25 protein-coding genes are annotated in these 25,722 nt (G+C 70.6%); 9 read left to right on the forward strand and 16 right to left on the reverse strand.

Annotated features, from left to right (window positions below; genetic code table 11):
* Positions 1–213: 213 nt before the first annotated feature.
* The 7 genes from AB8O64_RS13820 to clpS all read right to left on the reverse strand — a co-directional run bounded on the left by AB8O64_RS13820 (position 214) and on the right by clpS (position 5,079).
* Complete coding sequence (locus AB8O64_RS13820; protein ID WP_370419448.1) at positions 214–1,164, reverse strand: PLP-dependent cysteine synthase family protein; 951 nt, start codon at positions 1,162–1,164, stop codon at positions 214–216.
* A gap of 3 nt (positions 1,165–1,167) precedes the next feature.
* A complete protein-coding gene (locus AB8O64_RS13825) occupies positions 1,168–1,455 on the reverse strand; it encodes a MoaD/ThiS family protein (protein ID WP_370419449.1) in 288 nt (95 codons plus the stop codon).
* Between the two features lie 83 nt (positions 1,456–1,538).
* Positions 1,539–1,652, reverse strand: coding sequence for a putative leader peptide (locus AB8O64_RS13830; RefSeq protein ID WP_362214519.1), 114 nt, complete (start codon positions 1,650–1,652; stop codon positions 1,539–1,541).
* A 113-nt stretch (positions 1,653–1,765) separates the two neighbouring features.
* Complete coding sequence (locus tag AB8O64_RS13835; RefSeq protein ID WP_356455425.1) at positions 1,766–2,188, reverse strand: M67 family metallopeptidase; 423 nt, start codon at positions 2,186–2,188, stop codon at positions 1,766–1,768.
* Between the two features lie 79 nt (positions 2,189–2,267).
* Entirely contained in the window at positions 2,268–3,752 is a 1,485-nt protein-coding gene (locus AB8O64_RS13840) for an amino acid permease (protein WP_370419450.1), read from the reverse strand.
* Between the two features lie 425 nt (positions 3,753–4,177).
* The gene (locus tag AB8O64_RS13845; protein ID WP_365380438.1) at positions 4,178–4,777 is read right to left on the reverse strand and encodes a DUF2017 domain-containing protein; all 600 of its coding nucleotides are present in this window, start codon (positions 4,775–4,777) and stop codon (positions 4,178–4,180) included.
* Entirely contained in the window at positions 4,777–5,079 is a 303-nt protein-coding gene (gene clpS, locus AB8O64_RS13850) for an ATP-dependent Clp protease adapter ClpS (protein WP_370419451.1), read from the reverse strand. The genes AB8O64_RS13845 and clpS overlap by 1 nt, the downstream gene beginning before the upstream one ends.
* 263 nt (positions 5,080–5,342) lie before the next feature.
* Between clpS and AB8O64_RS13855 the strand changes: the two genes are divergently transcribed.
* Positions 5,343–6,683, forward strand: a complete 1,341-nt coding sequence (locus AB8O64_RS13855) for a nicotinate phosphoribosyltransferase (protein WP_370419452.1) — start codon at positions 5,343–5,345, stop codon at positions 6,681–6,683.
* 141 nt (positions 6,684–6,824) lie between these two features.
* The gene (locus tag AB8O64_RS13860; protein ID WP_370419453.1) at positions 6,825–7,418 is read left to right on the forward strand and encodes an isochorismatase family protein; all 594 of its coding nucleotides are present in this window, start codon (positions 6,825–6,827) and stop codon (positions 7,416–7,418) included.
* A gap of 200 nt (positions 7,419–7,618) precedes the next feature.
* Here the strand turns inward: AB8O64_RS13860 and AB8O64_RS13865 are convergent, their stop codons facing one another.
* Positions 7,619–7,951 (reverse strand): hypothetical protein, encoded by a 333-nt coding sequence (locus tag AB8O64_RS13865; protein WP_370419454.1) that lies wholly within the window; start codon positions 7,949–7,951, stop codon positions 7,619–7,621.
* Positions 7,952–8,120: 169 nt separating this feature from the next.
* A complete protein-coding gene (locus AB8O64_RS13870) occupies positions 8,121–10,532 on the reverse strand; it encodes an immune inhibitor A domain-containing protein (protein ID WP_370419455.1) in 2,412 nt (803 codons plus the stop codon).
* Between the two features lie 318 nt (positions 10,533–10,850).
* Between AB8O64_RS13870 and AB8O64_RS13875 the strand changes: the two genes are divergently transcribed.
* The gene (locus AB8O64_RS13875; protein ID WP_356455435.1) at positions 10,851–11,111 is read left to right on the forward strand and encodes a hypothetical protein; all 261 of its coding nucleotides are present in this window, start codon (positions 10,851–10,853) and stop codon (positions 11,109–11,111) included.
* Here the strand turns inward: AB8O64_RS13875 and AB8O64_RS13880 are convergent.
* Positions 11,097–11,747 (reverse strand): RDD family protein, encoded by a 651-nt coding sequence (locus AB8O64_RS13880; protein WP_370419456.1) that lies wholly within the window; start codon positions 11,745–11,747, stop codon positions 11,097–11,099. The genes AB8O64_RS13875 and AB8O64_RS13880 overlap by 15 nt on opposite strands.
* 91 nt (positions 11,748–11,838) lie before the next feature.
* Positions 11,839–13,410: an RDD family protein gene (locus tag AB8O64_RS13885; protein WP_370419457.1), complete on the reverse strand. Its 1,572-nt coding sequence runs from the start codon at positions 13,408–13,410 to the stop codon at positions 11,839–11,841.
* A 420-nt stretch (positions 13,411–13,830) separates the two neighbouring features.
* Here AB8O64_RS13885 and AB8O64_RS13890 point away from each other — a divergent pair, with 420 nt between their 5' ends.
* Complete coding sequence (locus AB8O64_RS13890) at positions 13,831–14,274, forward strand: SsgA family sporulation/cell division regulator (protein WP_370419458.1); 444 nt, start codon at positions 13,831–13,833, stop codon at positions 14,272–14,274.
* Between the two features lie 105 nt (positions 14,275–14,379).
* On the opposite strand, the gene AB8O64_RS13895 is transcribed toward AB8O64_RS13890, so the two are convergent.
* Both AB8O64_RS13895 and hppD read right to left on the reverse strand, forming a co-directional pair.
* On the reverse strand, positions 14,380–15,792 hold the full coding sequence (locus AB8O64_RS13895) for an FAD-binding oxidoreductase (protein WP_370419459.1): 1,413 nt from the start codon (positions 15,790–15,792) through the stop codon (positions 14,380–14,382).
* Between the two features lie 112 nt (positions 15,793–15,904).
* Entirely contained in the window at positions 15,905–17,047 is a 1,143-nt protein-coding gene (gene hppD, locus AB8O64_RS13900; protein ID WP_356455440.1) for a 4-hydroxyphenylpyruvate dioxygenase, read from the reverse strand.
* Between the two features lie 121 nt (positions 17,048–17,168).
* Between hppD and AB8O64_RS13905 the strand changes: the two genes are divergently transcribed.
* The 5 genes from AB8O64_RS13905 to AB8O64_RS13925 all read left to right on the forward strand — a co-directional run bounded on the left by AB8O64_RS13905 (position 17,169) and on the right by AB8O64_RS13925 (position 21,647).
* Positions 17,169–17,636: an Lrp/AsnC family transcriptional regulator gene (locus AB8O64_RS13905; protein WP_356455441.1), complete on the forward strand. Its 468-nt coding sequence runs from the start codon at positions 17,169–17,171 to the stop codon at positions 17,634–17,636.
* 95 nt (positions 17,637–17,731) lie between these two features.
* Positions 17,732–18,379 (forward strand): ABC transporter permease, encoded by a 648-nt coding sequence (locus AB8O64_RS13910; RefSeq protein WP_370419460.1) that lies wholly within the window; start codon positions 17,732–17,734, stop codon positions 18,377–18,379.
* Positions 18,372–19,664 carry an ABC transporter ATP-binding protein gene (locus AB8O64_RS13915; protein ID WP_370419461.1) on the forward strand — a complete coding sequence of 431 codons (1,293 nt, stop codon included), beginning with the start codon at positions 18,372–18,374 and terminating at the stop codon, positions 19,662–19,664. Before AB8O64_RS13910 ends, AB8O64_RS13915 begins: the two co-directional genes overlap by 8 nt.
* 40 nt (positions 19,665–19,704) lie before the next feature.
* Entirely contained in the window at positions 19,705–20,637 is a 933-nt protein-coding gene (locus AB8O64_RS13920) for an ABC transporter permease (RefSeq protein ID WP_370419462.1), read from the forward strand.
* The gene (locus AB8O64_RS13925) at positions 20,634–21,647 is read left to right on the forward strand and encodes a glycine betaine ABC transporter substrate-binding protein (RefSeq protein ID WP_370419463.1); all 1,014 of its coding nucleotides are present in this window, start codon (positions 20,634–20,636) and stop codon (positions 21,645–21,647) included. The genes AB8O64_RS13920 and AB8O64_RS13925 overlap by 4 nt, the downstream gene beginning before the upstream one ends.
* Positions 21,648–21,705: 58 nt before the next feature.
* Here the strand turns inward: AB8O64_RS13925 and AB8O64_RS13930 are convergent, their stop codons facing one another.
* The 3 genes from AB8O64_RS13930 to AB8O64_RS13940 all read right to left on the reverse strand — a co-directional run bounded on the left by AB8O64_RS13930 (position 21,706) and on the right by AB8O64_RS13940 (position 25,604).
* Complete coding sequence (locus tag AB8O64_RS13930; protein ID WP_370419464.1) at positions 21,706–22,506, reverse strand: PDZ domain-containing protein; 801 nt, start codon at positions 22,504–22,506, stop codon at positions 21,706–21,708.
* A gap of 351 nt (positions 22,507–22,857) precedes the next feature.
* Positions 22,858–23,499, reverse strand: a complete 642-nt coding sequence (locus AB8O64_RS13935) for an IclR family transcriptional regulator (protein WP_130878056.1) — start codon at positions 23,497–23,499, stop codon at positions 22,858–22,860.
* Between the two features lie 317 nt (positions 23,500–23,816).
* Positions 23,817–25,604: a DEAD/DEAH box helicase gene (locus AB8O64_RS13940; protein ID WP_370419465.1), complete on the reverse strand. Its 1,788-nt coding sequence runs from the start codon at positions 25,602–25,604 to the stop codon at positions 23,817–23,819.
* Positions 25,605–25,722: the final 118 nt, after the last annotated feature.

Consider the following 25,722-nt stretch of genomic DNA (forward strand, 5'->3'; position numbering starts at 1 on the left):
GGGCTCGTTACGGGGGGCCATGCGGTGCGTCGAGCGTAAAGCGCGGGACGGGCGGTCGCTCCTCCGCGGGGGGACGTTGTGGGCGAAGTCACCGGTAAGGACGCCGCCGCTCGTGTCGTACGGGTGGCTTCGCCGCGGGCGTGTCCTCAAACGCCGGACGGGCTGCATGTGCAGCCCGTCCGGCGTTTGAGGTGTCCCCCGAGATCCGCAGCCCTACGCCCAGAGCTGCCCGTGCAGCGTTTCGACGGCCGCTTCCGTCGTGGGTGCGGTGTAGACGCCCGTGGAGAGGTACTTCCAGCCGCCGTCGGCGACGATGAAGGCGATGTCGGCGCGCTCCCCCGCCCGGTGGGCCTTGCGGGCCACCCCGATGGCGGCGTGCAGGACCGCGCCGGTGGAGATACCCGCGAAAATGCCCTCCTCGGCCAGGAGTTCGCGGGTGCGGCGGACGGCGTCCTCGGAGCCCACGGAGTAGCGGGTGGTGAGGACGGTTTCGTCGTACAGCTCGGGGACGAAGCCCTCGTCGAGGTTGCGCAGGCCGTAGACGACGTCGTCGTAGCGCGGCTCGGCGGCGACGATGCGGACGTCCGGTACCTGCTCGCGCAGATAGCGGCCGACGCCCATCAGGGTGCCGGTCGTGCCGAGGCCGGCCACGAAGTGGGTGATCTCGGGGAGGTCCGCGAGGATCTCGGGGCCGGTGGTGGCGTAGTGGGCGCCGGCGTTGTCGGGGTTGCCGTACTGGTAGAGCATCACCCAGTCGGGGTGCTGCCCGGCCAGTTCCTTGGCCATCCGTACGGCCGTGTTGGAGCCTCCGGCGGCGGGCGAGGGGATGATCTCCGCGCCCCACATGGCGAGCAGCTGGCGCCGCTCCTCGCTGGTGTTCTCGGGCATGACGCACACGATGCGGTAGCCCTTGAGGCGGGCGGCCATGGCGAGGGAGATGCCGGTGTTGCCGGAGGTGGGCTCCAGGATGGTGCAGCCCGGGGTCAGCCGGCCGTCCTTCTCCGCCTGCTCGATCATGTGCAGGGCGGGGCGGTCCTTGACGGAGCCGGTGGGGTTGCGGTCCTCCAGCTTCGCCCAGATCCGCACGTCCGGGGACGGGGAGAGGCGGGGCAGACGGACGAGCGGGGTGTTCCCCACGGCGGCCAGGGGGCTGTCGTAGCGCACGGGTCAGTCCCGGCCGCCGGCGACCGCCGGGAGGATGGTGACGCTGTCGCCGTCGCTGAGCTCGGTGGTGATGCCGGCGAGGAAGCGGACGTCCTCGTCGTTGAGGTAGACGTTGACGAAGCGGCGCAGCTCGCCGCCGGCGCTCTCGTCGACCAGGCGCTCGCGGATGCCCGGGTGGCGGCTCTCGAGGTCCTTGAAGAGCTCGTCGATCGTGGCTCCGCTGCCTTCGACCGCCTTCCGGCCGTCGGTGTAGGTGCGGAGGATGGTCGGGATGCGGACCTCGATGGCCATGGTTGTGCTCCTGTCGGAGTGCGGGGAAGTGCGGGGATGCTCGTGGGTCGCGCGGTGCGCGGGCGAAGCGGGCGCTGCGGCTCTCACTCGGCGGCGCCGCGCGGACACAGCGCGGCGGCGAGGCGGCACAGATCGACGTGCCGCCGCGCCACGAGCAGGGTGCCCGGCGCCTTCTGGATCACGTCGTGGAAAACCATGGGCACATGGTATCGATTCCCCCTGCGCGCACCGGAGGTTCGTCCCGCGATGCGGACCACCGGATCTTGGGGGCCGGGACGCGTCGGTGGGGCCGTCCGGGGGCCCACGGGTGTCAGTACGCCTCGACGACGCGTACGTCCTCCTCGGTGACCTCGCCGTCCACGATGCGGTACGAGCGGAACTGGAAGGGGCCCGCGTCGTCGGTGTCGGCGGTGGAGACGAGGACGTAGTGGGCGCCGGGTTCGCTCGCGAGGCCGATGTCGGTGCGGGAGGGGTAGGCCTCGGTGGCGGTGTGCGAGTGGTAGATGACGACGGGTTCCTCGTCGCGGTCGTCCATGTCGCGGTAGAGCTTGAAGAGGTCGGTGGAGTCGAACTCGTAGAAGGTGGGCGAGCGGGCCGCGTTGAGCATGGGCACGAAGCGCTCGGGGCGGCCGCTGCCGGCCGGGCCGGCCACCACGCCGCACGCCTCGTCGGGGTGGTCGGCGCGGGCGTGCGCGACGATCTGGTCGTACAGGGCCTGGGTAATGGTCAGCATGTTCGTCAGGATAAGCAGACGGGCCCGCCCGTACCGAGAGTGGTACGGACGGGCCCGGATGCTTCGGACGGCGGGTGCGTCAGTGGGTCTTCTCGACCTCGGACGTCTTGGCCGTGTAGTCCTTGCGGGCGAAGGCCTGCGGGTTACGGCTCTTGAGGACGTAGTAGGAGACGACCATGATCGCGGCCCAGATGGGTGCGCAGTAGAGCGAGACGCGCGAGTTCTCGTCGATGCCCATCAGCACGATGACCATGAAGATGAAGGCCAGGGCGAAGAGGCTCGTCCACGGGGCACCGGGGGCGCGGAACTCGGACTGCGGGAGCTCGCCGCGGTCGGCCTTGCGGCGGTAGCGGAGCTGGGCGATGAGGATCATGATCCAGGCCCACATACCGGAGATGGTCGCGAAGGAGACGACGTAGTTGAACGCCTCGCCCGGCCACTGGTAGTTGATCCACACACCGACGAGCATCAGCGCGGCGGAGACGGAGGTACCGCGCAGCGGCAGACCGTTCTTGGTGAGGTGTCCCAGGAACTTCGGGCCCTGGCCGTTGAGCGCGAGGTCGCGCAGCATGCGGCCGGTGGAGTACATGCCCGAGTTGCAGGAGGACAGCGCCGCGGTGAGGACGACGAAGTTGACGATGCCGGCACCGGCCGGCAGGCCGATCTTCTCGAAGGCCGCCACGAACGGGCTGACGCCCGGCATGAACTCGGTCCACGGGACGACGGACAGGATGATGATCAGGGCGCCGATGTAGAAGACCGCGATGCGCCACGGGACGGTGTTGATCGCCTTGGGCAGGGTCTTCTTCGGGTCCTTGGCCTCGCCCGCGGTGACGCCGACGAGCTCGACGGCGAGGAAGGCGAACATCACGATCTGGAGCGTCATCAGCATGCTGACGATGCCGTCCTCGCCGGCGAAGAAGCCGCCGTGGGACCAGAGGTTGCTGACGGTGGCGGTGTCACCGGCGTCGGAGAAGCCGATGGTGAGGACGCCGATACCGATCAGGATCATGCCGATGATGGCGGTGACCTTGACCATGGAGAACCAGAACTCCAGCTCACCGAAGAGCTTCACGGAGATCAGGTTGGCGAAGAAGAGGATGACCGTGAAGGCCAGCGCCGAGAGCCATTGCGGGATCGACTTGTCCCAGTAATGGACGTACGTGGCCGCGGCGGTCACCTCGGTGATGCCGGTGACGACCCAGAAGAGCCAGTAGGTCCAACCGGTCACATAGCCCCAGAAGGGGCCCAGGAACTCCCGCGCGTAGTCCGAGAAGGAGCCCGACACCGGGCGGTACATGAGCAGCTCACCGAGCGCTCGCATGATGAAGAAGATGACCAGGCCCGCGATGGCGTAAGCCAGGATCAGGCTGGGCCCGGCCTTCGATATGGCCTTGCCCGCGCCGAGAAACAAACCGGTGCCGATGGCGCCACCAATGGCGATCATCTGAATCTGTCGGTTGCCCAGACCACGCTGGTAACCCTCGGAAGCGCCCTGTCCGCTTCCGTCCTGCCCTGCGGTCCCCGCGTCTGCGGTACGGTCCGCGACCTGCTCAGAGGTCATGGTGGTGCGCCTTTCTCCATACCGACCCGGTGCGTCCGGATCGGGTCCCGATCCCCCCGGATGGAGTTCCTGAAAAAACGCCGACGGTCGGCCGGCTAAGCGCTCCCGCCGCGACATGGGTGGCGTCACGGAGGCAGGTCGTGAAGATTTATCACACGCGGACAGGAGATCGTTCAACGGTGTGTGATCGGCGCCACACGCAAAGTAGGACAAATGTAAATAGTGGCGCCAAAGGCTGCCACTAGGGTGACGGGATCGTTATGCGGGGTGGAGTGTCCGATCAACGGACACCCTTTGTCGGGTGTCCGCATTCCGGACATCCCCGCCGCCCGAACCCGGGGGGACCGGGACATCCCGGGCCCGTGCCGCACCGGCCCGGGGACCTCGGTGAACGACGCGGGGCCGCTCGGCGCGCTACGCCGCCACTAGGCCATCAGTGACTCGACCAGCGTCTCCTGCAGACCCCCGAGCCACAGGTACGCCATCACCATCGGCTTGCGCGGGTCCTCGTCCGGCAGCCGGAAGAGCTCGTCGCTGTCGTCCTCGTCGCCGATCTCCAGCCGGGTCCCGATGGCGAGGCGCAGATCGTTGAGCGCGCCGAGCCACTGCCGGCACTCGTCGGCAGACAGCCGCAGCACGGCGTCGCTGTCGTCGTCGCCGGTCAGAGTCAGCGTGTCGAGCGAGTGCACGACGGCGAGGGCGTCCTCGCGCTTGCGGGCGCGCAGGTCGTTCTCGGTGTAGCGGCGGAATTCGGCGGCGTACGCGCGGGCCTGGGCGTCCTGCTCGGAGCCGGGGGCGCCGTAGGCGTCGGGGAAGAGCCGGGCCAGCGCCGGGTCGGCGGGCGGCTCGCTCGGGCCCTCGGCGAAGAGCCGGGCGAGCGGGTCGGTTTCCTCCGGACCCTGGTCGGCCCCGGGCCCGATCAACTCCAGGAGCTGCACGGCCAGGCTGCGCAGGATGGAGACCTCGACCTCGTCCAGGGCCACGGCGGCCCCGCCGCCGGGAAGCGGCTCGAAGTGCCCGGCCATCAACGGTCCTGCGACAGGGTCGCCCAGAGGCCGTAGCCGTGCATCGCCTGCACGTCGCGCTCCATCTCCTCGCGGCTGCCACTGGAGACGGTGGCGCGGCCCTTTTGGTGCACGTCGAGCATCAGTCGGTGTGCCTTGTCCTTGGAATAGCCGAAGTACGCCTGGAAGACATACGTCACATAACTCATGAGATTGACGGGGTCGTTGTGGACCAACGTGACCCAGGGGACGTCCGGTTCGGCCACCGCGTAGGGGGCCTCACTCGACTCGGGACGTTCGATCTCGACCGGTGCGACGCTCACCACTGCTCCATCGTTGCGTTCTCCGCCCACGAGGCCCACGAGGCCACGCCCTGACAGCGGCGGACCCACCTCGTCCGGGGCCCGGCGGCCTCATGTGCGTCGCTCACGTATCCCATGCTGCCACTCCCCCCTGCCCGACGCACAAACGGGTCCGCGCACGGGCGGGTTCCGTCCGTGACCGGCCCTAGAAATCGTCACTCTGACGAGTAATCGGGGTAGCATCCGTGCCAGACGCCAGGATCGGAATTGCGAGGTAGGGCGAAGTGAACGCTGCGGACCTGGGGCTGCCGGTGGCTGTGCCGTCGACGTCCCTCTTCACCGACCGGTACGAACTCACGATGCTGCAGGCCGCGCTGCGGGCCGGCACCGCCGACCGCCGCTCGGTCTTCGAGGTCTTCACCCGGCGGCTGCCCGAGGGCCGCCGCTACGGCGTCGTCGGGGGCACCGGCCGGGTGCTGGACGCCATCGAGAACTTCCGCTTCGACGCCAGTGTGCTGGCCTTCCTGGCCGAGCAGGGCATCGTGGACGAGCCGACGCTCGCGTGGCTCGCCGACTACCGCTTCCGCGGTGACGTCTGGGGCTACCCCGAGGGCGAGGTGTACTTCCCCGGCTCGCCGATCATGCGGGTCGAGGGCACCTTCGCCGAGGCAGTGCTGCTGGAGACCGTCATCCTCTCCATCCTCAACCACGACTCGGCGGTCGCCGCGGCGGCCTCCCGGATGTCGGTCGCGGCGGGCGGGCGGCCGCTGATCGAGATGGGCGCGCGGCGCACGCACGAGCTGGCGGCCGTGGCCGCGGCCCGTGCCGCGTACGTCGGCGGCTTCGCCACCACCTCCGACCTCGCGGCCGGGTTCCGCTACAACATCCCGACCGTCGGCACCAGTGCGCATGCCTTCACCCTGTTGCACGACAGCGAGCGGGACGCCTTCACCGCCCAGGTCGACTCGCTCGGCAGTGGCACGACCCTCCTGGTGGACACCTTCGATGTCACCGAGGCCGTCCGGATGGCCGTGGACATCGCGGGCCCCGGGCTGGGCGCGGTGCGCATCGACTCCGGCGACCTCCTGCTGCTCGCGCACCGGGTGCGGCAGCAGCTCGACGACCTGGGCGCGACCAAGACGAAGATCGTGGTCACCAGCGACCTGGACGAGTACGCGATCGCCTCGCTGGCCGCCGCGCCCGTCGACGCCTACGGGGTGGGCACCCAGCTGGTGACCGGCAGCGGTCACCCCACCTGCTCGATGGTCTACAAGCTCGTCGCCCGCGCGGACGGCGGCGGGGCCGACGCGCCGCTGCGGCCGGTGGCGAAGAAGTCGATGGGCGGCAAGACCTCCATCGGCGGCCGCAAGTGGGCCGCGCGCCGCCTGGACGCCTCCGGGATCGCCGAGGCGGAGGTCGTGGGCACCGGCCCCGTCCCGGACGAGCTGGCCGACCGGCAGCTGCTCGTGGAGCTCGTACGGGGCGGTGAGGTCGTCGCCCGGGAGCCGCTGGACGCGGCCCGCGACCGGCACGCGGCGGCCCGCGCGGGGCTGCCCATGTCGGCCACCCAGCTCTCGCGCGGCGAGGCGGTCCTGCCGACGGAGTACGTCACCCACGACGCGTGAGGGCGCGGGGGCGCACCGGGCCGGTGGGACGAGCGCCCCGCCGGACACGCCCTCCCGCAATCCCAGGAGAGTCACTACCCTCGGTCACAGCGAGTTGATCCGCACAGTCGGCCGATAACTCCTTCGAAAAGGATCTGCACCATGCATCGTGCGCTGATCATCGTCGACGTGCAGAACGACTTCTGCGAGGGCGGCAGCCTCGCGGTGGCCGGTGGCGCCGACGTGGCCGCGGCCATAACCGACCTGGTCGGCGAGGCGCCCGCCGGATACCGGCACGTCGTCGCCACCCGTGATCACCACATAGACCCCGGTGATCACTTCTCCACACATCCCGATTTCGAACACAGCTGGCCGGCGCACTGTGTGGCCGGCACGGAGGGCAGCGGATTCCATCCGAACTTCGCGCCCGTGATCGCCTCCGGGGCGATCGACGCCGTCTTCGACAAAGGCGCGTACGCGGCCGCGTACAGCGGCTTCGAGGGCACCGACGAGAACGGCACCTCGCTCGCGGACTGGCTGCGCGAGCACGACGTGACCGAGGTGGACGTGGTCGGCCTCGCCACCGACCACTGCGTACGGGCCACGGCGCTGGACGCGCGGCGTGAGGGGTTCACCACGCAGGTGCTGCTGGACCTGACCGCGGGCGTCGCCCCCCACACCACCCAGCGGGCGCTGGAGGAGCTGCGGGACGCGGGCGTGGAGCTGAGCGGCAAGCCGGTGGTTCAGGTCGGCTGAGGCGTTTCCGGCGTCCGCCTGCGGGCCGTCCTTGCCGCCTGCGGCGGCGGGCGCCCTTCGGGCGCGTCCTCAATCGCCGGACGGGCTGGATTCGGCTGAGCTCGGCCAAAACCAGCCCGTCCGGCGATTGAGGACACAGCACAGCAGCCCGTCCGGCGATTGAGGACACCGCCGCGCAGCGGGGGTGCGCCCACCACGGGCTACGCCGCCCCTGCGGGCCTGCGCGGCAGCAACGTGGCGATCGGGTGCCAGGATTCCGTGTCGTCGTCGGGGACGGAGCGCCAGACGAGGCCGTCCGGGTGGTGCAGGACGGCCGTGATCTCGTCGGGCGTGGGCGGCTCGGTGTTGCCGCGCAGGTAGACCGCGCGCAGGCCGAGGTTCCGCAGCCGGGTCAGGGCCCGCTGCCGGTTCGCCGCGTGGACCAGGACGCGTACGCGGGCGCCCGGGGTGCCACCGCCGCCGGGTGGGCTGGGCAGGGGCAGGGCGACGACCACGCTGCCGTCGGGAAGCTTGGCGAACCCACCACCTGCCACCCGCGTCACCCCTCTCCCGCACACCGTCGGAGCCGCGTTTTTGACAAGTGTGTCAATAAGAAGGTCATGACAGGCATTCTCAGCACGATCGGCCGCCGCCCGCTAGGGGGCGACGGCCGATGCGTGTCTGACCTGGGGTGATGCCGTTCGACTACCGGCTACTGGCCGGTCACTTGCCGGACGGGCCCACCTGGACGGTCATGGTGGAGCCGTTCAGAGCCTCGTGGAGGATCTTGATCCGGGTGTTGGTGTCAGTAACCTTCACACCGCCGGTCGGGTTGGACTTGTCGTAGTACGTACCCTTGCGGTCGTCGAAGACCGGCGAGCCGGCCTTGCCCTTGACGCGCTTGGCGACACCGTCGTTGTGGACCGTGTAGCCCTGCGCCGGGAACCAGCTGAAGGTCGAGTCGTAGGCCTGGAAGCGGTTGCGCATCAGCTCACCGTTCGTCCACTTCTCGGCCTTCGGGTGGGCGTCGATGGGGAGGATCCGGCCGGTGCCCGGGTGGGCGCTGATGTTGTTGTCCTTCTCCGAGGTGTCCCACTTCCAGATGAGCAGGCCCTTCTGGTAGGGGTAGTGCTCGACCCAGCTCGGCTTGGTGGACTTCCAGCCGAAGTTGTACGGACCCGTCTTGAGGGTCTTGTCGTACGACACGTACTGGCGGTTCTCCGCGATGTAGTACTGCGGGTAGTCCTTGGTGAAGGAGGCGCCGATGCGCGAGAAGCCCTTCGCCGTCCAGCCGTTGTCGCCCGCCTCGGCGCCGTCCGTGACGAGCGCCTTGCCGTCGGCGGTGACGGTGATGGCGTCGGCCGTGAAGCCCTTGCCGCCGGCGCCGCCGTCGGTGGCGTAGCGGAAGCGCAGGTCGATCTTCTTGCCCGCGTAGGCGTCGAGCGGGAAGGCGAGCTTCTTGTACGCGCCGGAGACACCGGTCAGCGCGGGCTTGTCGCCACCGTCACGGGTGATGGCCTTGCCGTCGGCGGTGCCGTCGAGCGGGGTCCAGTTGGCGCCGCCGTCCGTGGAGACCTCGGCGTAGAGGTAGTCGTAGTTCTCCTCGATGTCCCACCAGCCCGAAAGGTCCAGCGAGGCCTTGGACTTGCCGGTCAGGTCGACCGGGCGGGAGAGGGTGTTCTTCAGGTCGTCGCCGGCGCCGCTCCACCACTGGTTCGCGCCCTCGACGGGCTTGACGACGTCGGTCTTGACCTTCTTCGCGGGAAGGTCGACGACGAGCGCCTGCTTGTCCTTGGTGTTGTACTCCGCCACGCCCAGCTTGTGCGTCGACTTCGTCGCCGCCTTCGCCTTGCCGTAGTTGAGCCAGCCCAGCTGCAGCTTGTCCCAGGCGCTCATGTCGCCGGGCAGCTCGCCGATGGACTCCTTGCCGTTGCCGAGCCAGGAGCCGGAGGACATCAGCGACCAGAAGGCGACGGAGGACTCGCCCTCACCACTGGTGTCGTACTCGTCCGGCAGGCCCAGGTCGTGGCCGTACTCGTGGGCGAAGACACCGAGGCCGCCGTTCTCGGGCTGCATGGTGTAGTCGCCGACCCAGATGCCGGTGTCGGCGATCTGCGTGCCGCCCGCCTTGTTGGTGGCCGGGCCGGTCTTGCCGGCGTCACTGCCGTAGGCGTACCAGCGGTGGGCCCAGATCGCGTCCTTGCCCTGGGCGCCGCCGCCCGCGGACTCGTCCTCGCCGGCGTGCACGATCTGGAAGTGGTCGATGTAACCGTCGGGCTCGTTGAAGTTGCCGTCGCCGTCGAAGTCGTTACGGTCCCACTGGTCGTACTTGGCCAGCTCCGCCTTGATCGCCGCGTCGCTGCGGCCGGCGGCCTTCTGGTCCTTGACCCACTGGTTCACACCGTCGGTTATCAGGTCCCAGGCGCTCGGGCAGTTGGTGGAGCCGCAGTAGTTCGAGCCGTAACGGGCCTCGTTGTAGGGGACCTTGACCCAGTCGGTGACCTGGCCCTCGACGGAGTAGCGGCCCGAGGACTGCTTCTCGTAGTACTTGGCCAGGGACTCCTTGTTCTTGTCGTGCGAGAAGTAGAGATCCTGGAAGTACTTGCGGTTGAAGTCCTTCCGCCAGGCCGTGCTGTTGTCCTTCTTGCGGTCCGGCTGCTTTATCTCGTTGTGCGCGGGGCCGGGCGTGCCGCCGTACTTCTTCACCGGCGGCTTGGGGCCGTCGGGGCCGTCCGGGTCGTACATGGTGGTGTCGTCGACCTTGGTGCCGAAGTCGACGAGGATCGTGAAGATCTTGTCGGTCTTCTCGCGGGCCAGCTCGACGTACTTGCCCTTGCCGAGCTTGACGACCTTCGAGCCGCCGCGCTGCTCGGTCTCGGCGTCGCCGGATATGACCTGCTCGAGGGCGGCCTTCCGCTTCGCTTCGTTCTTCTTGGTGTACGGGCCCTTGAGGTCGTGCTCGACGGCGCGCTTGGCCTGGTCAGGGTCCTGGCGCTGGATCGCGGGCCGCTCGGCCGGGCCGTCGGTCGTGCCCGCCGCCTGGGCGATCCCGACCGCGAGGGTGCCGGTGCCGAGTGCGGTGACCACCGTGGCCACGGCGGCGGACCTGGCGATCCTCCGTTGTCTGCTCTTCACTTGTGCTGCCTCCCCAGTAACAACTGTGGAGGTATTTGACCGGACAGTAACAAGAAAAGACAGATCTTGACTGTTCCGGTTGGAGCAAGTACGTTACTCGGTCTTTAAGTTGCCGAAATCGGACATCAACGGGCGCGCTGATCTCACCTGTTGGACGGCCCGGTGACCCCGTGCGCCCTTCATGCCCCCAACACCGTGGGTTAGGTCACGCTTACCGCAAGTTCCGCCCGGGCAGACAGGACCGTAGAGTCGGTTTGCGGTACGTACCAGCGCCGACTCACCTCCCCCATATCGAATGCTCCGAGGACGGATCCCGCCATGCCGCGTCCGACTCCCGCGCAGATCGCCTACGGTTCGGCCACCGTTGTCCTCTCGACCCTCGCCATGCTGCTGCTGTCGCAGACGCGCTCGGGTGCCGGGATCGCGGTCATCACCCTGTCCGCCCTGGCGCTGGGGCTCCTGGTCGCCCTGCGCGCGCCACTGCCCCGCCGGGGACGGCGTGAGCGTGCCCGGGGGCCCGCTCAGCGGACACCCGGGCACGCCGGTTCACGGATCAGTGAGCACTCACTGGGCGGCTGAGACCACCACGGTCTGCGCCGCCTTGTCGTGCAGGCACTGCTGATAAGGCTTGTCCCATGTACACCACAGGACATTGACCAGCCAGAAGAGGAAGCCGCAGCACGGCACGACCTCCGGCAGGGAGTAGACCGCGGCACGCGTCCAGCCCGCCCGGCCCGCCGGGATCGCGCCGTTGTCGAGCATCGCCACCCGGATCTTCATCGCCATCTTGCCGACCGTCTGCCCCCGGCTGGTCAGCATCATCCCCTCGTAGCAGAAGTACACGACGGCGATCACGATCGACAGACTGGTGGACTTGGCGTTGTCGTTCCAGGGGTCGTAGTCGCGCCAGGCGAGCGAGAAGATCAGGCTGATCGGCACGCTCACCAGCAGACCGTCGATGATCCGCGCGACCAGCCGGCGGAGCCGTGAGGCCAGCGGCGGCATGCCGGCGAGCGGGTCGCTCGCGCCGTACTGGTCCCCGTAGGGATTGCCCGGCCCGCCCGCCCCGGGGCCGCCGCCGTAGGGCTCGTCACCGTACGGCCCACCGCCGGGCGGGGGGCTCCCGTAGGCCCCGCCGTAGGGCGATCCGGCGGGAGGGGGCTCCGGCGGCCTCTTCTGGAACGGGTCGTCGTCGCGCGGCTGGTCGGTGCTCATGGCCCCAGTGGAACCCAGGGTTCCGGTATGTGCATCCGTCCGTATGCCGTTCGAGTTGCCCCGGGGCGCGGGGCTCCACCGGTGCGGCGGGTCAGTCCCCGGCGGAGGCGACGAACGTCCGGGCCGCCTTGTCGTGCCAGCACTGCCGCCACGGCCGGTCGACCAGGCACCACAGCACATTCACGACGCCGACGACGAGGACGCCCAGCACCCCGTACACCAGCCAGCGGCGCAGCGCCGCCCCGAACGTGACCGTGTCGTGGGATTCGATGTCGAGGACGCGCACCCCGCACAGCTTCTTGCCGAGCGTGCGGCCCCACTTGGCGGTCGGCACCGCCTCGTAGAGCACGCCGAAGAGCAGCAGCACGCCGAGGACGATGCCGAGGTAGGTGCCGGTGGTGCCGTCGAGCAGCCAGACCGTCACGGTCTGCCCGGACTGCTTCGCCTGCCGCACCTTCTCGTCGATGTGGTCGACGGACCTGCCCCACAGCGGCACGGCCGCCGCGCCCACGGCTCCGGCGAGGACGGCGGTGTCGACGAGCCGGGCGGCGAGCCGCCGGCCGAGCGCGGCGGGCCTGCCCTGCGCCTGGCCCATCCGAAGGAACGGGTCGTCCTTGGGCGGCTTCCACCCCATGGCGTCGCCGGGGTGCGCCTGCGCGAGCTGCTGCACCTGCTGGGCCCAGCCGACGGGGGCGGGCCGCTCCTGGCGCTCTTCCTGTCGCTGCTCCCGGCGCTCTTCCTGGCGGGTGGGCGCGGGGGGCTCCGGGCGGCTCTCGTCGTGCCGGGGCCGGGGCTGGGGGGCGACGGTGGTGGCGGGCAGCACGGGGCGGCGCTGCTCCGGGCGCTCCCGCTCGGCGGGTGCCGCGGCGGGCGCCGGGGCGGCGGTCTCGGCGGCTCGGGCGTCGGGCCACACCTGGGGGGCGGGCGAGAGGTCCGGGTCGGGCTGCGGCCGGGCCGGCGGGCGGAGCTGCATCGTGCCGCCGGGCTTGACGGCCGTGGGGGCGGGGCCCGGGCCGGGGCGCTTGGCGCGGATGGTCAGCGTGCCGTCGCCGCGGGCGGGCCGGGCGTCACCGCCGCGCGCGGCGCCGGGGCGGCTCTCCGGGGCGGCGGACGCATCGGTGGCGGGGTCGGCGGCAGGGGCGGTGCCCGCACCCGGCAGACGGGGGTCGCGGGCGGCGGGGAGGGCAGCGCCCGGGGTACCGCTCAAGTCGGCCCGGGGGTCACGCGGGTCGCGGGGGCCACGGGTGTCGGCGCCCGGGTCGTTCCGCCCCGCACCGTCCTCCCGCCCGGCGCCGTCGTTCCGGCCGGCCGCCTCGGCGCGGGCGTCGCGCAGCGCGGGCTCCTCGTCCAGGAACATGGGCCCGGTCTCCTCCGGCAGCGGACCGGCGCTCTGCGCGGTGTCCACCTGACGGGGGGTCTGCCGCGGGGCCGGGGAGGCCGGCTGAGGGACCGGTGGCACGGGGGCGGCGAGTGCCGGGGCCGCGACGGGGGCCACCCCGGCGGGCGGCGCGGGCATCGGCTCCCCCTCGGCGGGGGCGGGCCGGCTCGTACCGGGCACCCAGGCCACCCCGCTCCAGAACCGGATATAGCTTGGAATGGAGGGATCTGGATACCACCCAAAAGCGGGGCTGCCGTCGGCGGATCCTGAGGTAGGGGCGCTCATGGTCTCCGATGTCCCGTATCTGTTCGGCCGTACTGGGGTGTCGTGACTGGGGTTCGTGACTGGGGTGTCGTGTCGGTGGGGCGGATGGCGGCAAACAGTCTGCCGCACGCGCGCGAGGTCGTGTATGCCGCTCCGGGCCCGGATGACGGGACCTTGTGATCTCTATGCGCAAAAGGCAACCCGGAGCGCAACCAACAGGTCTACCAGACGGCCCAGTCGTCTGTGGTCGTCCCGCGGGCGGGACCACTCACACGTGCGACCGGCCGACGCGGTGCGACCCGCCGTGTCGCCCCGCGAAAAAAATTCGGATGGATGTGGCGAAGTCGCGTAATGGTGTGGGGGTCGATGCGCTCTATCCGGTGCGGGCCCGTTCACGAGGGGCCACGCACCGAGAGAAGCAGAGCAGAGAGGGCGCACTAGATGCACACCGTGGTGGAACGAGAGCTGGAGCTCAGCCTGGTGCTGTCGCCGGAGCGCAGCATCCCTGTACCGGCCAGGCTGACCTACCGTACGAACGACCCGTACGCCGTCCATATCGCCTTTCACATCACCTCCGAGCTGCCCGTGCACTGGACGTTCGCCCGGGAGTTGCTGGTGGAGGGCGTCTTTCGGCCATGCGGGGTCGGTGATGTGCGGGTGTGGCCGGCCAAGACCGGGCGGCGGTCCACCGTCTGTGTGGCGCTGACGTCGCCGGACGGCTGCGCGCTGCTGCGGGCGCCCGCGTCGGCGGTGGCGGCGTGGCTGGAGCGCACGCTGCGGGCCGTCCCACCGGGCACGGAGTCCGAGCTGCTCGGCCTGGACGAGGCACTGCGCGAGCTGCTGGCCCCGACGCCGTGGTCGTCGGACGAGTCGCCGGAGCCGTAGCCGTGCCCGGCGGATCAGGTGAGGGGGCGCTGCGAGCCCGTGTCGCCCGCACCACCGCTGCGCGGCGGTGTCCTCAATCGCCGGACGGGCTGCTGTGCTGTGTCCTCAATCGCCGGACGGGCTCGATTTGAGCCCGTCCGGATCGCAGAGGTCCAGGACCTTGCCCGGGTTGAGCAGGCCCAGCGGGTCGAAGACCGCCTTGATGCCGCGCTGCATCTCCAGGCCCACCGGCCCGAGTTCCCGGGCCAGCCACTCCTTCTTCAGCACGCCGACACCGTGCTCGCCGGTGATCGTGCCGCCCAGTTCCAGGCCGAGGGCCATGATCTCGTCGAAGGACTCGCGGGCGCGGCGCGCCTCGTCGGGGTCGGCGGGGTCGAAGCAGACGACGGGGTGGGTGTTGCCGTCCCCGGCGTGCGCGCAGACGCCGATGGTGAGGGCGTACTTCTCGGCGATGGCCGCGGTGCCGTCGAGCATGTCGGCGAGCCGGGAGCGCGGCACGCAGACGTCGTCGATCATCGTGGCGGGCTTGAGGGTCTCCAGGGCGGTCAGGGTCATCCGGCGGGCCTGGAGGAGGAGGTCGGACTCGGCGGCGGAGTCGGCGGGGACGACCTCGGTGGCCCCGGCGGCGGTGCACAGCTCGGCGACGGCCGCGAGATCCGGGGCCGGGTCGGGGGTGTCGAAGGCGGCGAGCAGCAGGGCTTCGGTGGTGTCGGGCAGGCCCATGCGCGTCAGCGCGTTGACGGCGCGGACGGAGGTGCGGTCCATCAGTTCCAGCAGTGAGGGCGCGTGGCCGCGGGCCATGATGGCGCAGACGGCCGCGCAGGCCGCGGCGGCGGAGGGGAACTCGGCGGCCAGCACCCGCTGTTCGGGCGGTGCGGGCTTGAGCGCCAGGACCGCCTTGACGACGATGCCGAGGCTGCCCTCGGAGCCGACGAAGAGCCGGGTGAGGTCGTAGCCCGCGACGCCCTTGGCGGTGCGGCGGCCGGTGCTCAGCAGCCGCCCGTCGGCGAGGACGACGTCGAGGCCGAGGACGTACTCGGCGGTGACCCCGTACTTGACGCAGCACAGGCCGCCGGAGGCGGTGCCGATGTTGCCGCCGATGGTGCACTGTTCCCAACTGGAGGGGTCCGGCGGATAGTAGAGGCCCTGCTCGGCGACGGCACGGGAGAGGACGGCGTTGACGACCCCCGGCTCGACGACCGCGACCCGGTCGACCGGGTTGATCTCGATGATCCGGTCCATCTTGACGAGCGAGAGCACGATGCAGCCGTCGCTGGCGTTGGCCGCGCCGGACAGCCCCGTGCGGGCCCCTTGCGGGACGACGGGCACGCGCAGCGCGGTCGCGGTGCGCATGACGTGCCGCACCTGCTCGACGGTGCGGGGCAGCACGACGACGGCGGGGGTGCCGGCTTCGCAGAAGCTCGCCATGTCGTTGGCGTACGCGCCTATGACGTCGGGGTCGGTGAGGACGGCTTCGCCGGGGAGACCTTCGCGGAGCCGCTTGATCAGTTCGCCCATACCCTCACCTTGTCACCGGACGGGCCAAAAATCAGCCCGCCCGGCGATTGAGGGCGTCCTTGAGGCCCGCCCCCGCTCAGGGGCACCGGCCCCCGGGGCCACCCCGAACCGGCTAGAGGTTCCCCCGCTTCTCCTGCTCCCGCTCGATGGCCTCGAAGAGGGCCTTGAAGTTGCCCTTGCCGAAGCCCATGGAGCCGTGCCGCTCGATCATCTCGAAGAAGACGGTGGGGCGGTCCTGGACCGGCTTGGTGAAGATCTGCAGCAGATAGCCGTCCTCGTCGCGGTCGACGAGGATCTTCAGCTCACGCAGCGTCTCGACGGGGACGCGGGTCTCGCCGGCCCACTCGCCGAGGGTGTCGTAGTACGAGTCGGGGGTGTCGAGGAACTGCACACCGGCCGCGCGCATGGCCCGGACGGACGCGACGATGTCGTTGGTGGCGAGGGCGATGTGCTGGACGCCGGGGCCGTTGTAGAACTCCAGGTACTCGTCGATCTGGGACTTCTTCTTGGCGATGGCCGGCTCGTTGAGCGGGAACTTCACCTTGCGGGTGCCGTCCGCGACGACCTTGGACATGAGCGCGGAGTACTCGGTGGCGATGTCGTCGCCCACGAACTCCTTCATGTTGGTGAAGGCCATGACGTTGTTGTAGAAGGCGACCCACTCGTCCATCTTGCCGAGTTCGACGTTGCCCACACAGTGGTCGATGGCCTGGAAGCGGCGCGGGCCGGGCTCCACGATCGGCTCGGCGGCGACGAAGCCGGGGAGGTAGGGGCCGGTGTAGCCGGCGCGCTCGACCAGGGTGTGGCGGGTCTTGCCGTAGGTGGCGATGGCCGCGACGACGACGGTGCCGTGTTCGTCGGTCAGCTCGTGCGGCTCCTCCAGGCCGGTGGCGCCGTGCTCGAGGGCGTAGGCGTAGGCGTGGCGGGCGTCCGGGACCTCGATGGCGAGGTCGACGACGCCGTCGCCGTGCTCGGCGACGTGGTCGGCGAGGAAGCGGCCGCGGTCGGTGGTGGCCTTGATGACGGAGGTGAGGACGAAGCGGGCGCCGCCGGACTCCAGCACGTAGCTCGCCGTCTCACGGCTGCCGTTCTCCGGGCCGGAGTAGGCGACGCGCTTCATGCCGAAGGCGGTGGAGTAGTAGTGGGCGGCCTGCTTGGCGTTGCCGACTGCGAAGACCACCGCATCCATTCCCTTGACCGGGAACGGGTCGGCCTGCCGTGCGGTGTGAGGGGTGTGATCTGTGGTCTGAGTCATGGTCGCAGCGTCCCGCTGATCCACAAGGTGCGCAATAGTTTCTGTTTTCGCTGGGCATTCTGTACAGCGTCCGGTCGGGGTTACCGGGCGTTCTGTACAGGATGACCACGAGAGGTGTTCCATGACGATCGATCGTTTGGACGGCAGCCTGATCGAGCTGCTCGCCGAGGAGCCGCGCATCGGCGTTCTGGAGGCCTCGCGCCGCCTGGGCGTGGCGCGCGGCACCGTGCAGGCGCGGCTGGACAGATTGCAGTCCCAGGGGGTGATCCGGGGCTTCGGCCCCGATGTGGACCCGGCGGCGCTCGGCTATCCGGTGACGGCCTTCGCGACGCTGGAGATCAAGCAGGGCCAGGGCGCGGACGTGCGGACCCATCTGGCGACCGTCCCCGAGGTGCTGGAGCTGCACACCACCACCGGGCACGGGGACATGCTCTGCCGTCTGGTCGCCCGCTCGAACGCCGACCTCCAGCGGGTGATCGACCGGGTTGTGGGTTTTGATGGCATTGTGCGGGCCTCCACGGCGATCGTCATGGAGAACGCGGTGCCGTTGCGGATCATCCCGCTGGTCAAGCAGGCGTCGGAGGACTGAGAGCTCACAGGAGTCCCGCAGGACCGAGGGCTCGGAGGAGTCCCGCGGGATCGAGAAGAGGGACCGGCTCGGCGACATTCGGCGAGGAGGAGCGGGTGAGCTTCTGGGAGTACGTCGGCAACCGCCACGCCCAGTTGCTGGCGGACACGTACCAGCACGCCAGCGCGGTGTTCCAGTGCATGGTCGTCGCCACCCTGCTCGGCGTGGCGATCGGCGTGGCCACCTACCGCAGCGAGTGGGCGGGCAATCTCGCCGTCACCTCGACGGCGACGATCCTGACCATCCCCTCCCTGGCGCTGATCGGTCTGCTCATCCCGATCACCGGTCTCGGGGTGGCCCCCACGGTCACGGCGCTGACCCTCTACGGGTTGCTGCCGATCGTCCGCAATTCGATCGTCGGCCTGCGCGGGGTGGACGCCTCGCTGGTGGACGCGGCGACCGGCATCGGCATGTCCCGGCCCACCCGGCTGTTCCGGGTGGAGCTGCCGCTCGCCTGGCCGCCGATCCTCACCGGCATCCGGGTCTCCACGCAGATGCTGATGGGCATCGCCGCGATCGCCGCCTACGCCTCGGGGCCCGGCCTGGGTAACGAGATCTTCCGCGGCATCTCGTCGCTGGGCAGCGCCAACGCGCTCAACCAGGTGCTCGCCGGGACGCTCGGCATCATCGTCCTCGCGCTGCTCTTCGACGCCGCGTACGTCCTGATCGGCCGGCTGACCATCCCGAGGGGGATCCGTGCCTGAGTCGCCCGCCGCACCACCACCGGCCGGGGCGGGGCTCTCCCCCGCCGACCGGAAGCCGTCCGGTGCCACCATCCAGCTGGAGAACCTCACCAAGCGCTATCCGGGCAGCGCCACACCCGCCGTGGACTGCGTGAACATGGAGATCAAGGCGGGTGAGCTGGTGGTCTTCGTGGGCCCGTCCGGCTGCGGCAAGACCACCACGATGAAGATGATCAACCGGCTGATCGAGCCGACGTCGGGCCGGATCCGGATCGACGACGAGGACGTCACCGACATGGACCCGGTGAAGCTCCGCCGCAAGATCGGCTACGCGATCCAGTCCTCCGGGCTGTTCCCCCATATGACCGTCGCGCAGAACATCGCGCTCGTGCCGAGGATGACGGGCTGGTCGAAGGCCCGGATCGGCGCCCGGGTGGAGGAGATGCTGGACCTGGTGGGGCTGGACGCGGGCGAGTTCCAGGGCCGCTACCCCCGGCAGCTCTCCGGCGGCCAGCAGCAGCGCGTCGGGGTCGCCCGCGCGCTGGCCGCCGACCCGCCCGTCCTCCTGATGGACGAGCCGTTCGGGGCGGTCGACCCGATCACCCGCGACCACCTCCAGGACGAGCTGATCCGGCTCCAGCACGAGTTGCACAAGACGATCGTCTTCGTCACCCATGACTTCGACGAGGCCATCAAGCTCGGCGACCGCATCGCGGTGCTGCGTGAACGCTCGCACATCGCCCAGTTCGACACCCCCGAGGCGATCCTCACCAACCCGGCCGACGACTTCGTCTCCGGCTTCGTCGGCGCCGGCGCGGCGCTCAAACGGCTCAACCTCACCCGGGTGCGGGACGTGCCGGTGGTGGACTTCCCGACGGCCACCATCGACGACCCGCTCCAGTCGATATTCGACAAGCTCCGCTCGGGCACGACCAACGAACTGCTGCTGCTGGACCGCCACCACCGCCCGTACAAGTGGCTGCGGCGCGGCGACCTGATGCGCGCCAAGGGCTCCCTGGCCCGGGCGGGCACGCTCGTGCACGACACGGTCACCCGGGACGCGACGCTGCGCGACGCGTTGGAGGCGGTGCTGACGGACAACACCGGGCGGGTGGCGGTGACCGGGCGGCGCGGGGTGTACGAGGGCGTGGTGGACATGGAGACCCTCATGAACTCCGTGCAGCAACTGCTGGAGGAGGACCGGCTCGACGCCGTGGAGCACCAGCACGAACTGGAGGAGCGGCGCGCCCACCAGACCCGGCAGGAGCAGGAGGGCACGGCCGGCGGGCAGGGGGAACGGGCATGAGGCGGGACCCGGCACACCCGGCACCCCCGCGGGTGGGACCATGACGCGCGGGGACGGGCCGCCGCCCGAGCGCGAGCGGCACGCGGGCGAGCACGAGGTCCAGGGCATCGCCTTCCGCGACCCGGAGGAGAGCGGCGCCGCCGGGCCCCGGCCGCGCGGGCCGTCCGGCACCGGTCTCGACGGCCCCGGCCGCGACGGGCAGTCGCCGCCCGCCCCGGCCGCGGCTCCCGCACGCCGCCGCATCACGTGGCAGAAGCTGACCTTCCTGCCCGCCGCCCTGACGCTGGTGCTGCTCGCCACCTGGCTCTGGTTCCGCGGCGCCGACCTCGACTCCATCGCCCGCAACTCCATCGACAACGGCAATGTGTGGCTGCGGCTGCGCCAGCACATCTACCTCACCGTCGTCTCCACCTTCTTCGTGCTGATCATCGCCATCCCGCTGGGCATCCTGCTGACCCGCCGCAGGCTGCGGCCCGCCGCGCCGGTGGTGATGGGGGTCGCCAACATCGGCCAGGCCACGCCCGCGATCGGTCTGCTGGCGCTGCTGGTGATCTGGCTGGGCATCGGCACCCGGGCCGCGCTGATCGGGATCATCGCGTACGCGGTCCTGCCCGTGCTGGCCAACACCGTCGCGGGTCTGAAGGCCATCGACCCGACGCTGGTGGAGGCCGCGCGCGGCATCGGCATGTCCCCGTTCGGGGTGCTGCGCAGGGTCGAACTGCCGCTGGCCGTACCGCTGATCCTCGCGGGGGTGCGCACCGCGCTCGTCCTGAACGTGGGCACGGCGACCCTCGCGTACTTCGGCGGGGGCGGCGGGCTGGGCGACCTGATCGCCTCCGGCATCACCAATCAGCGGATGTCGGTGCTGGTGCTGGGGTCGTTGCTGACGGTGGCGCTGGCGCTGCTGGTGGACTGGCTGGCGTCCCTGGCGGAGCTGCTGCTGCGGCCGCGCGGACTGGAGGGAGGCAGGTGACGGCAGCGCGAGCGGCGCGCAGGGGAGGCGCGGCGCGCACGGTCTGGGCCGCGGCCCTGGCGGGCGCGCTGCTGGGCCCCTTCGTGCTCGGCGGCTGCGGGCTGACGAGCGGCTCGCCGATGGTCGACGACGTGGCGCCCGGCTCGGTCGGCCAGGGCCTGCCGCTCAAGGGCGCGGACCTGACCGTGACCTCGAAGAACTTCAGCGAGAACATCATCCTCGGCCAGATCATGGGCCTCGCCTTCAAGGCGGCGGGCGCGAGCGTCCTGGACCGCACCAACATCCAGGGGTCGATCGGCGCCCGCGAGGCGGTCAAGACCGGTGGCGCGGACGGCATGTACGAATACACCGGCACCGCCTGGATCACCTACCTCGGCCACGACAGGCCGATCACGGACCCACGGGAGCAGTGGCGGGCGGTGGAGAAGGCGGACGCCCGCAACGGCATCACCTGGCTCGCGCCCGCCGCGCTCAACAACACGTACGCGCTGGCGCTGAACCGGGCGAACGAGAAGAAGTACGGGACGAAGACGCTCTCGGACGTCGCCGCGCTGTCGAAGTCGGATCCGTCGGCGGTGTCGCTGTGCGTGGAGAGCGAGTTCGCGGCCCGCAACGACGGGCTGCCGGGCATGGCGAGGACCTACGGCATGAACGTCCCGGCCTCCCGCATCCAGAAGATGGACGGCGGCATCATCTACACCCAGGTCTCGGGCGGCGGCTCGTGCACGTTCGGCGAGGTGTTCACCACCGACGGCCGCATCAAGGCCATGAACCTCGCGGTGATGCAGGACGACAAGCACTTCTTCCCCAACTACAACGCCGCCCCGGAGATCAACAGCAAGGCTATGCGGAAGTACCCGGCGATCAAGGACGTGCTCGATCCGATCACGGCGAAGCTGACGAACGACGTGGCACGGGAGCTGAACGCCAAGGTTGACGTGGACGGGGAGGACCCGCACGAGGTGGCCAAGGACTGGCTGATCGAGGAGGGGTTCATCAAGAAGGGCTGACGTCGCCGGGCCGCGCGGCGTCAGCCTTTCGGCGGCTGCCGACCGCGATCAGCAGATGTCAGCAGCTGGGGACCTTCTGCCCGGCCGCCAGGGCGCGCAGCGAGGCCACCGCGTCCTTCAGCTCGGTCACCGGGATCAGCCGCAGACCGCTCGGGACCTGGCCGTCGGCGTCCGAGCACTCGGCCTTCGGGACGAGGAAGACGGTTGCGCCGTCCCGCTTGGCGGCCTGCGTCTTGAGCGCCACACCGCCGACCGCGCCCACTGTGCCGTCCGGCTCGATGGTGCCGGTGCCCGCGATCGTCCGGCCACCGGTGAGATCGCCGCCGTGCCCGTCGCCCTCGAGCTTGTCGACGATGCCGAGCGCGAAGAACAGCCCGGCGCTCGGCCCGCCGATGTTGGCGAGGCTGAGGTCGACCTTCACATCCTTCGGGGAACGCTTGAGGTAGCGCAGCGCGGCCCGGGCGGCGTTGTCCTGCGACTTCGCCATCTCGGCGTAGTTGTGCTTCTCGGCGTCCTCGTCCGACTTGCCCGGCGGGTAGACGGAGTCGCGCGGCATGACGGCACGGTCGGAGCGGAACCAGCTGTCGAGGACGTCGCTCAGGCTCGCCCGCACCTGCGGGCCGGTGGCCACGATGGTGGTCATGCGCAGCTGCCCGCTGGTCCGACGGCTCGGCGCACCGCTGATGCTGATCACGGGCTTGCGGTCCTCGGAGCCGAGGACGTTCACGGTCGAGCCGGGTTGCGCGATCGCGAACGGCAACGGCACGAACGCCGCCACAGCGAGCAGGGCGACGACGAGCGTCGCGCAGACCGCGAGGGTGCGGGCACGCGACCGAGCGAGGAGAGACACAGCTGGCATGCAGCGAATCTAGTTCACGCGTGATCCCCATGTGCGCGGCGGGCCGCGGGCCGCTTGGCGCGGGGCCTGTGAGTGGTGGGGCTGTCGGCGCGGCGGTGTCCTCAAGCGCCGGACGGGCTGCTGTGCTGTGTCCTCAATCGCCGGACAGGCTTGGTCGCTGAGCTCAGCCACAACAAGCCCGTCCGGCGCTTGAGGACGCGCCCGCAGGGCGCCCGCCGCCGCAGGCGGCAAGACGGCCCGGCGGAAGCCGACCGCCCGACCAGGCAGGACACCCGGTCGGGCAAGACCCCCCGCCCGGGCAGAGCACCGCCCGGACCGGCGACCCGAATCCCGAAAAGCCCAGCGTCAACGTCACCGCAAGGCGTCCGCGACCTCCTTCGCCGCTTCCATCACCCGGGGGCCGACCCGGGCGGGTACGGAGTCGGCGAGCATGACGACGCCGACGCTGCCCTCGATGCCGGTCACCCCGAGCAGGGGCGCGGCGGCCCCGCTCGCGCCGGCTTCCAGCTCGCCGTGGGTGAGCATGTAGCCGGGGCTGTCGACCTCGCCCCGGCGGGCGGCGAGTATCGCCCGGCCGGCCGCGCCCCGGTCCAGCGGGTGCCGGAACCCGGCGCGGTAGGCCACGTGATAGTCCGTCCACGTCGGTTCGACGACGGCCACCGCGAGCGCCTCGGTGCCGTCGACGAGGGTGAGGTGGGCGGTGGCGCCTATGTCCTCGGCCAGGGAGCGCAGGGCGGGCAGGGCCGCCTCCCGGACGAGCGGGTGCACCTGGCGGCCGAGCCGCAGCACACCGAGCCCGACCCTGGCCCGGCCGCCTATGTCCCGGCGGACGAGCGCGTGCATCTCCAACGTGGCGAGCAGACGGTAGACGACCGTGCGGTTGACGCCGAGCTTGATGGACAGCTCGGTGACCGTCAGGCCGTGGTCGGTATCGGCGAGCAGTTTGAGGACGCGCAGTCCCCGGTCGAGTGTCTGTGAGGTCTCCGCGGTCACGAGGCCCTCCTCCGATGAGTGGCGGGCTCTCGTCCCGGTGGGGGTTTCGCGCCACCGGTCCCGTCCGGCAGCGCGCGACAAGAGGCCGCCGGCCGCTTGGTCGCATGGCACCGGCTGCGCTCCGCGGCGGCGCTGCCACGGGGCGTGTGCGTGACCGGCACGGTAGCGAGCCGGTCCGCTCAGCGGAAGAGTCTGCCCACAATCCGGTCAGCGTGCGGCTGATTCACGAATATCGAGCACGGGTTCCCAGCATGCGGACAGCTGAACGACATCGCCGGACGGGCAGATCCAGCCCGTCCGGCGATGAAGGACGCGTTCTACTTCATGCGGGTGGCCCACTCGCGGACCTTGTTGATCCGCTCGTTCAGCTGCCCCGCCGTGGCCTCCGCGCTCGGCGGCCCGCCGCACACCCGGCGCAGCTCGGTGTGGATCACACCGTGCGGCTTGCCGCTCTGGTGCACATACGCCCCGACCAGGGTGTTGAGCTGCTTGCGCAGCTCCAGCATCTCCTTGTGGGTGACCACCGGCCGCCGCTCGGCGGGCAGTTCGAGCAGGTCGGCCTCCGCGTCGGGCCGCTTGCGGCTGTGCGCGATCTGCCGGGCCTGCCGCTTCTGGAGCAGCATCTGCACCTGGTCCGGCTCCAGCAGGCCCGGGATGCCGAGGTAGTCCTGCTCCTCCGGGCTGCCCGCGTGCGCCTGCATGCCGAACTCGGCACCGTCGTAGAGCACCCGGTCGAAGACCGCGTCGGACTCCAGCGCCTCGAAGGAGAGCTGGTCGTCCTCGCCGGTGTCCTCGTCCTGCTGGCGCTCGGCCTCGGCGAGGAGCTTGTCCTCCTCGGCGTAGGGGTCTTCCTCGCCGTCCCTCTTCGGCTTGTCGAGGACGTGGTCGCGCTCGACCTCCATCTCGTTGGCGAAGGTCAGCAGGGTGGGGATGGTGGGCACGAAGACGGACGCGGTCTCGCCACGGCGGCGCGAGCGCACGAAGCGCCCGACGGCCTGGGCGAAGAACAGCGGCGTGGAGATCGTCGTCGCGTAGACACCGACGGCCAGGCGGGGCACGTCCACGCCCTCGGACACCATGCGGACGGCGACCATCCAGCGAGCGTCGGAGGCCGCGAAGTCGTCGATGCGCTGCGAGGCGCCGGTGTCGTCGGACAGCACCACCGTCGCCGCCTCTCCGGTGATCTCCCGGATCAGCTTGGCGTAGGCGCGGGCGGAGTCCTGGTCGGCGGCGATGACGAGGGCACCGGCGTCCGGGATGCCCTTGCGGACCTCCGTCAGCCGCTGGTCGGCGGCGCGCAGCACGTTCGGCATCCAGTCGCCGCGCGGGTCCAGGGCGGTGCGCCAGGCCTGCGAGACGGCGTCCTTGGTCATGGGCTCGCCGAGCCGGGCCTCCAGCTCGTCGCCCGCCTTGGTGCGCCAGCGCATGTTGCCGCTGTAGGAGAGGAAGATGACCGGCCGCACGACACCGTCGGCGAGCGCGTTGCCGTAGCCGTAGGTGTAGTCGGCGGACGAGCGGCGGATGCCGTCGTTGCCCTCCTCGTACGTGACGAAGGGGATGGGGTTGGTGTCGGAGCGGAAGGGCGTGCCGGTCAGGCAGAGTCGCCGGGTGGCCGGCTCGAACGCCTCCAGGCACGCCTCGCCCCAGGACCGGGAGTCACCGGCGTGGTGGATCTCGTCGAGGATGACGAGCGTCTTGCGCTGCTCGCAGCGGTTGCGGTGGAGCATGGGCCGCACACCGACACCGGCGTAGGTGACGGCGACGCCGTGGTACTCGCGGCCGAGGGGGCCGGCGCTGTACTCCGGGTCGAGCTTGATGCCTATCCGGGCGGCGGCCTCGGCCCACTGCTTCTTCAGGTGCTCGGTGGGCGCGACCACGGTCACCTGCTGGACGACGTGGTGGTGCAGCAGCCAGGAGGCGAGGGTGAGGGCGAAGGTCGTCTTGCCCGCGCCCGGGGTGGCGACGGCGAGGAAGTCGCGCGGCTGTTCCTGTACGTACTTCCCCATCGCGCCCTCCTGCCAGGCGCGCAGCTTGTTGGCGGTACCCCAAGGGGCCCTGCCGGGGAAGGCGGGCGAAAGGTGGTGATTGGCGGTGGTGGTAGTCACGGTCTCCGTCGGCTGGGTCGGCGATCGGCAACCGCGTCAGCCTACCCGCGTCCGCGGCGGCGTCACGTCGCGCTGTGTCCTCAATCGCCGGACGGGCTGAAAAATCAGCCCGCCCGGC

Source organism: Streptomyces sp. QH1-20 (assembly GCF_041283565.1).
GTDB classification, from domain to species: Bacteria; Actinomycetota; Actinomycetes; order Streptomycetales; family Streptomycetaceae; genus Streptomyces; species Streptomyces syringius.

Excerpts from the sequence above, each read along its gene's own strand:
- AB8O64_RS13905 (WP_356455441.1), top strand. The coding sequence starts at position 17,169 with ATGACGATCGATCGTTTGGACGGCAGCCTGATCGAGCTGCTCGCCGAG.
- AB8O64_RS13920 (WP_370419462.1), top strand. The coding sequence starts at position 19,705 with ATGACGCGCGGGGACGGGCCGCCGCCCGAGCGCGAGCGGCACGCGGGC.
- AB8O64_RS13880 (WP_370419456.1), bottom strand. The coding sequence starts at position 11,747 with ATGAGCACCGACCAGCCGCGCGACGACGACCCGTTCCAGAAGAGGCCG.
- hppD (WP_356455440.1), bottom strand. The coding sequence starts at position 17,047 with ATGACTCAGACCACAGATCACACCCCTCACACCGCACGGCAGGCCGAC.
- AB8O64_RS13895 (WP_370419459.1), bottom strand. The coding sequence starts at position 15,792 with ATGGGCGAACTGATCAAGCGGCTCCGCGAAGGTCTCCCCGGCGAAGCC.
- AB8O64_RS13860 (WP_370419453.1), top strand. The coding sequence starts at position 6,825 with ATGCATCGTGCGCTGATCATCGTCGACGTGCAGAACGACTTCTGCGAG.
- AB8O64_RS13825 (WP_370419449.1), bottom strand. The coding sequence starts at position 1,455 with ATGGCCATCGAGGTCCGCATCCCGACCATCCTCCGCACCTACACCGAC.
- AB8O64_RS13930 (WP_370419464.1), bottom strand. The coding sequence starts at position 22,506 with ATGCCAGCTGTGTCTCTCCTCGCTCGGTCGCGTGCCCGCACCCTCGCG.
- AB8O64_RS13845 (WP_365380438.1), bottom strand. The coding sequence starts at position 4,777 with ATGGCCGGGCACTTCGAGCCGCTTCCCGGCGGCGGGGCCGCCGTGGCC.
- AB8O64_RS13835 (WP_356455425.1), bottom strand. The coding sequence starts at position 2,188 with ATGCTGACCATTACCCAGGCCCTGTACGACCAGATCGTCGCGCACGCC.
- AB8O64_RS13830 (WP_362214519.1), bottom strand. The coding sequence starts at position 1,652 with ATGGTTTTCCACGACGTGATCCAGAAGGCGCCGGGCACCCTGCTCGTG.
- AB8O64_RS13875 (WP_356455435.1), top strand. The coding sequence starts at position 10,851 with ATGCCGCGTCCGACTCCCGCGCAGATCGCCTACGGTTCGGCCACCGTT.
- AB8O64_RS13885 (WP_370419457.1), bottom strand. The coding sequence starts at position 13,410 with ATGAGCGCCCCTACCTCAGGATCCGCCGACGGCAGCCCCGCTTTTGGG.
- AB8O64_RS13840 (WP_370419450.1), bottom strand. The coding sequence starts at position 3,752 with ATGACCTCTGAGCAGGTCGCGGACCGTACCGCAGACGCGGGGACCGCA.
- AB8O64_RS13890 (WP_370419458.1), top strand. The coding sequence starts at position 13,831 with ATGCACACCGTGGTGGAACGAGAGCTGGAGCTCAGCCTGGTGCTGTCG.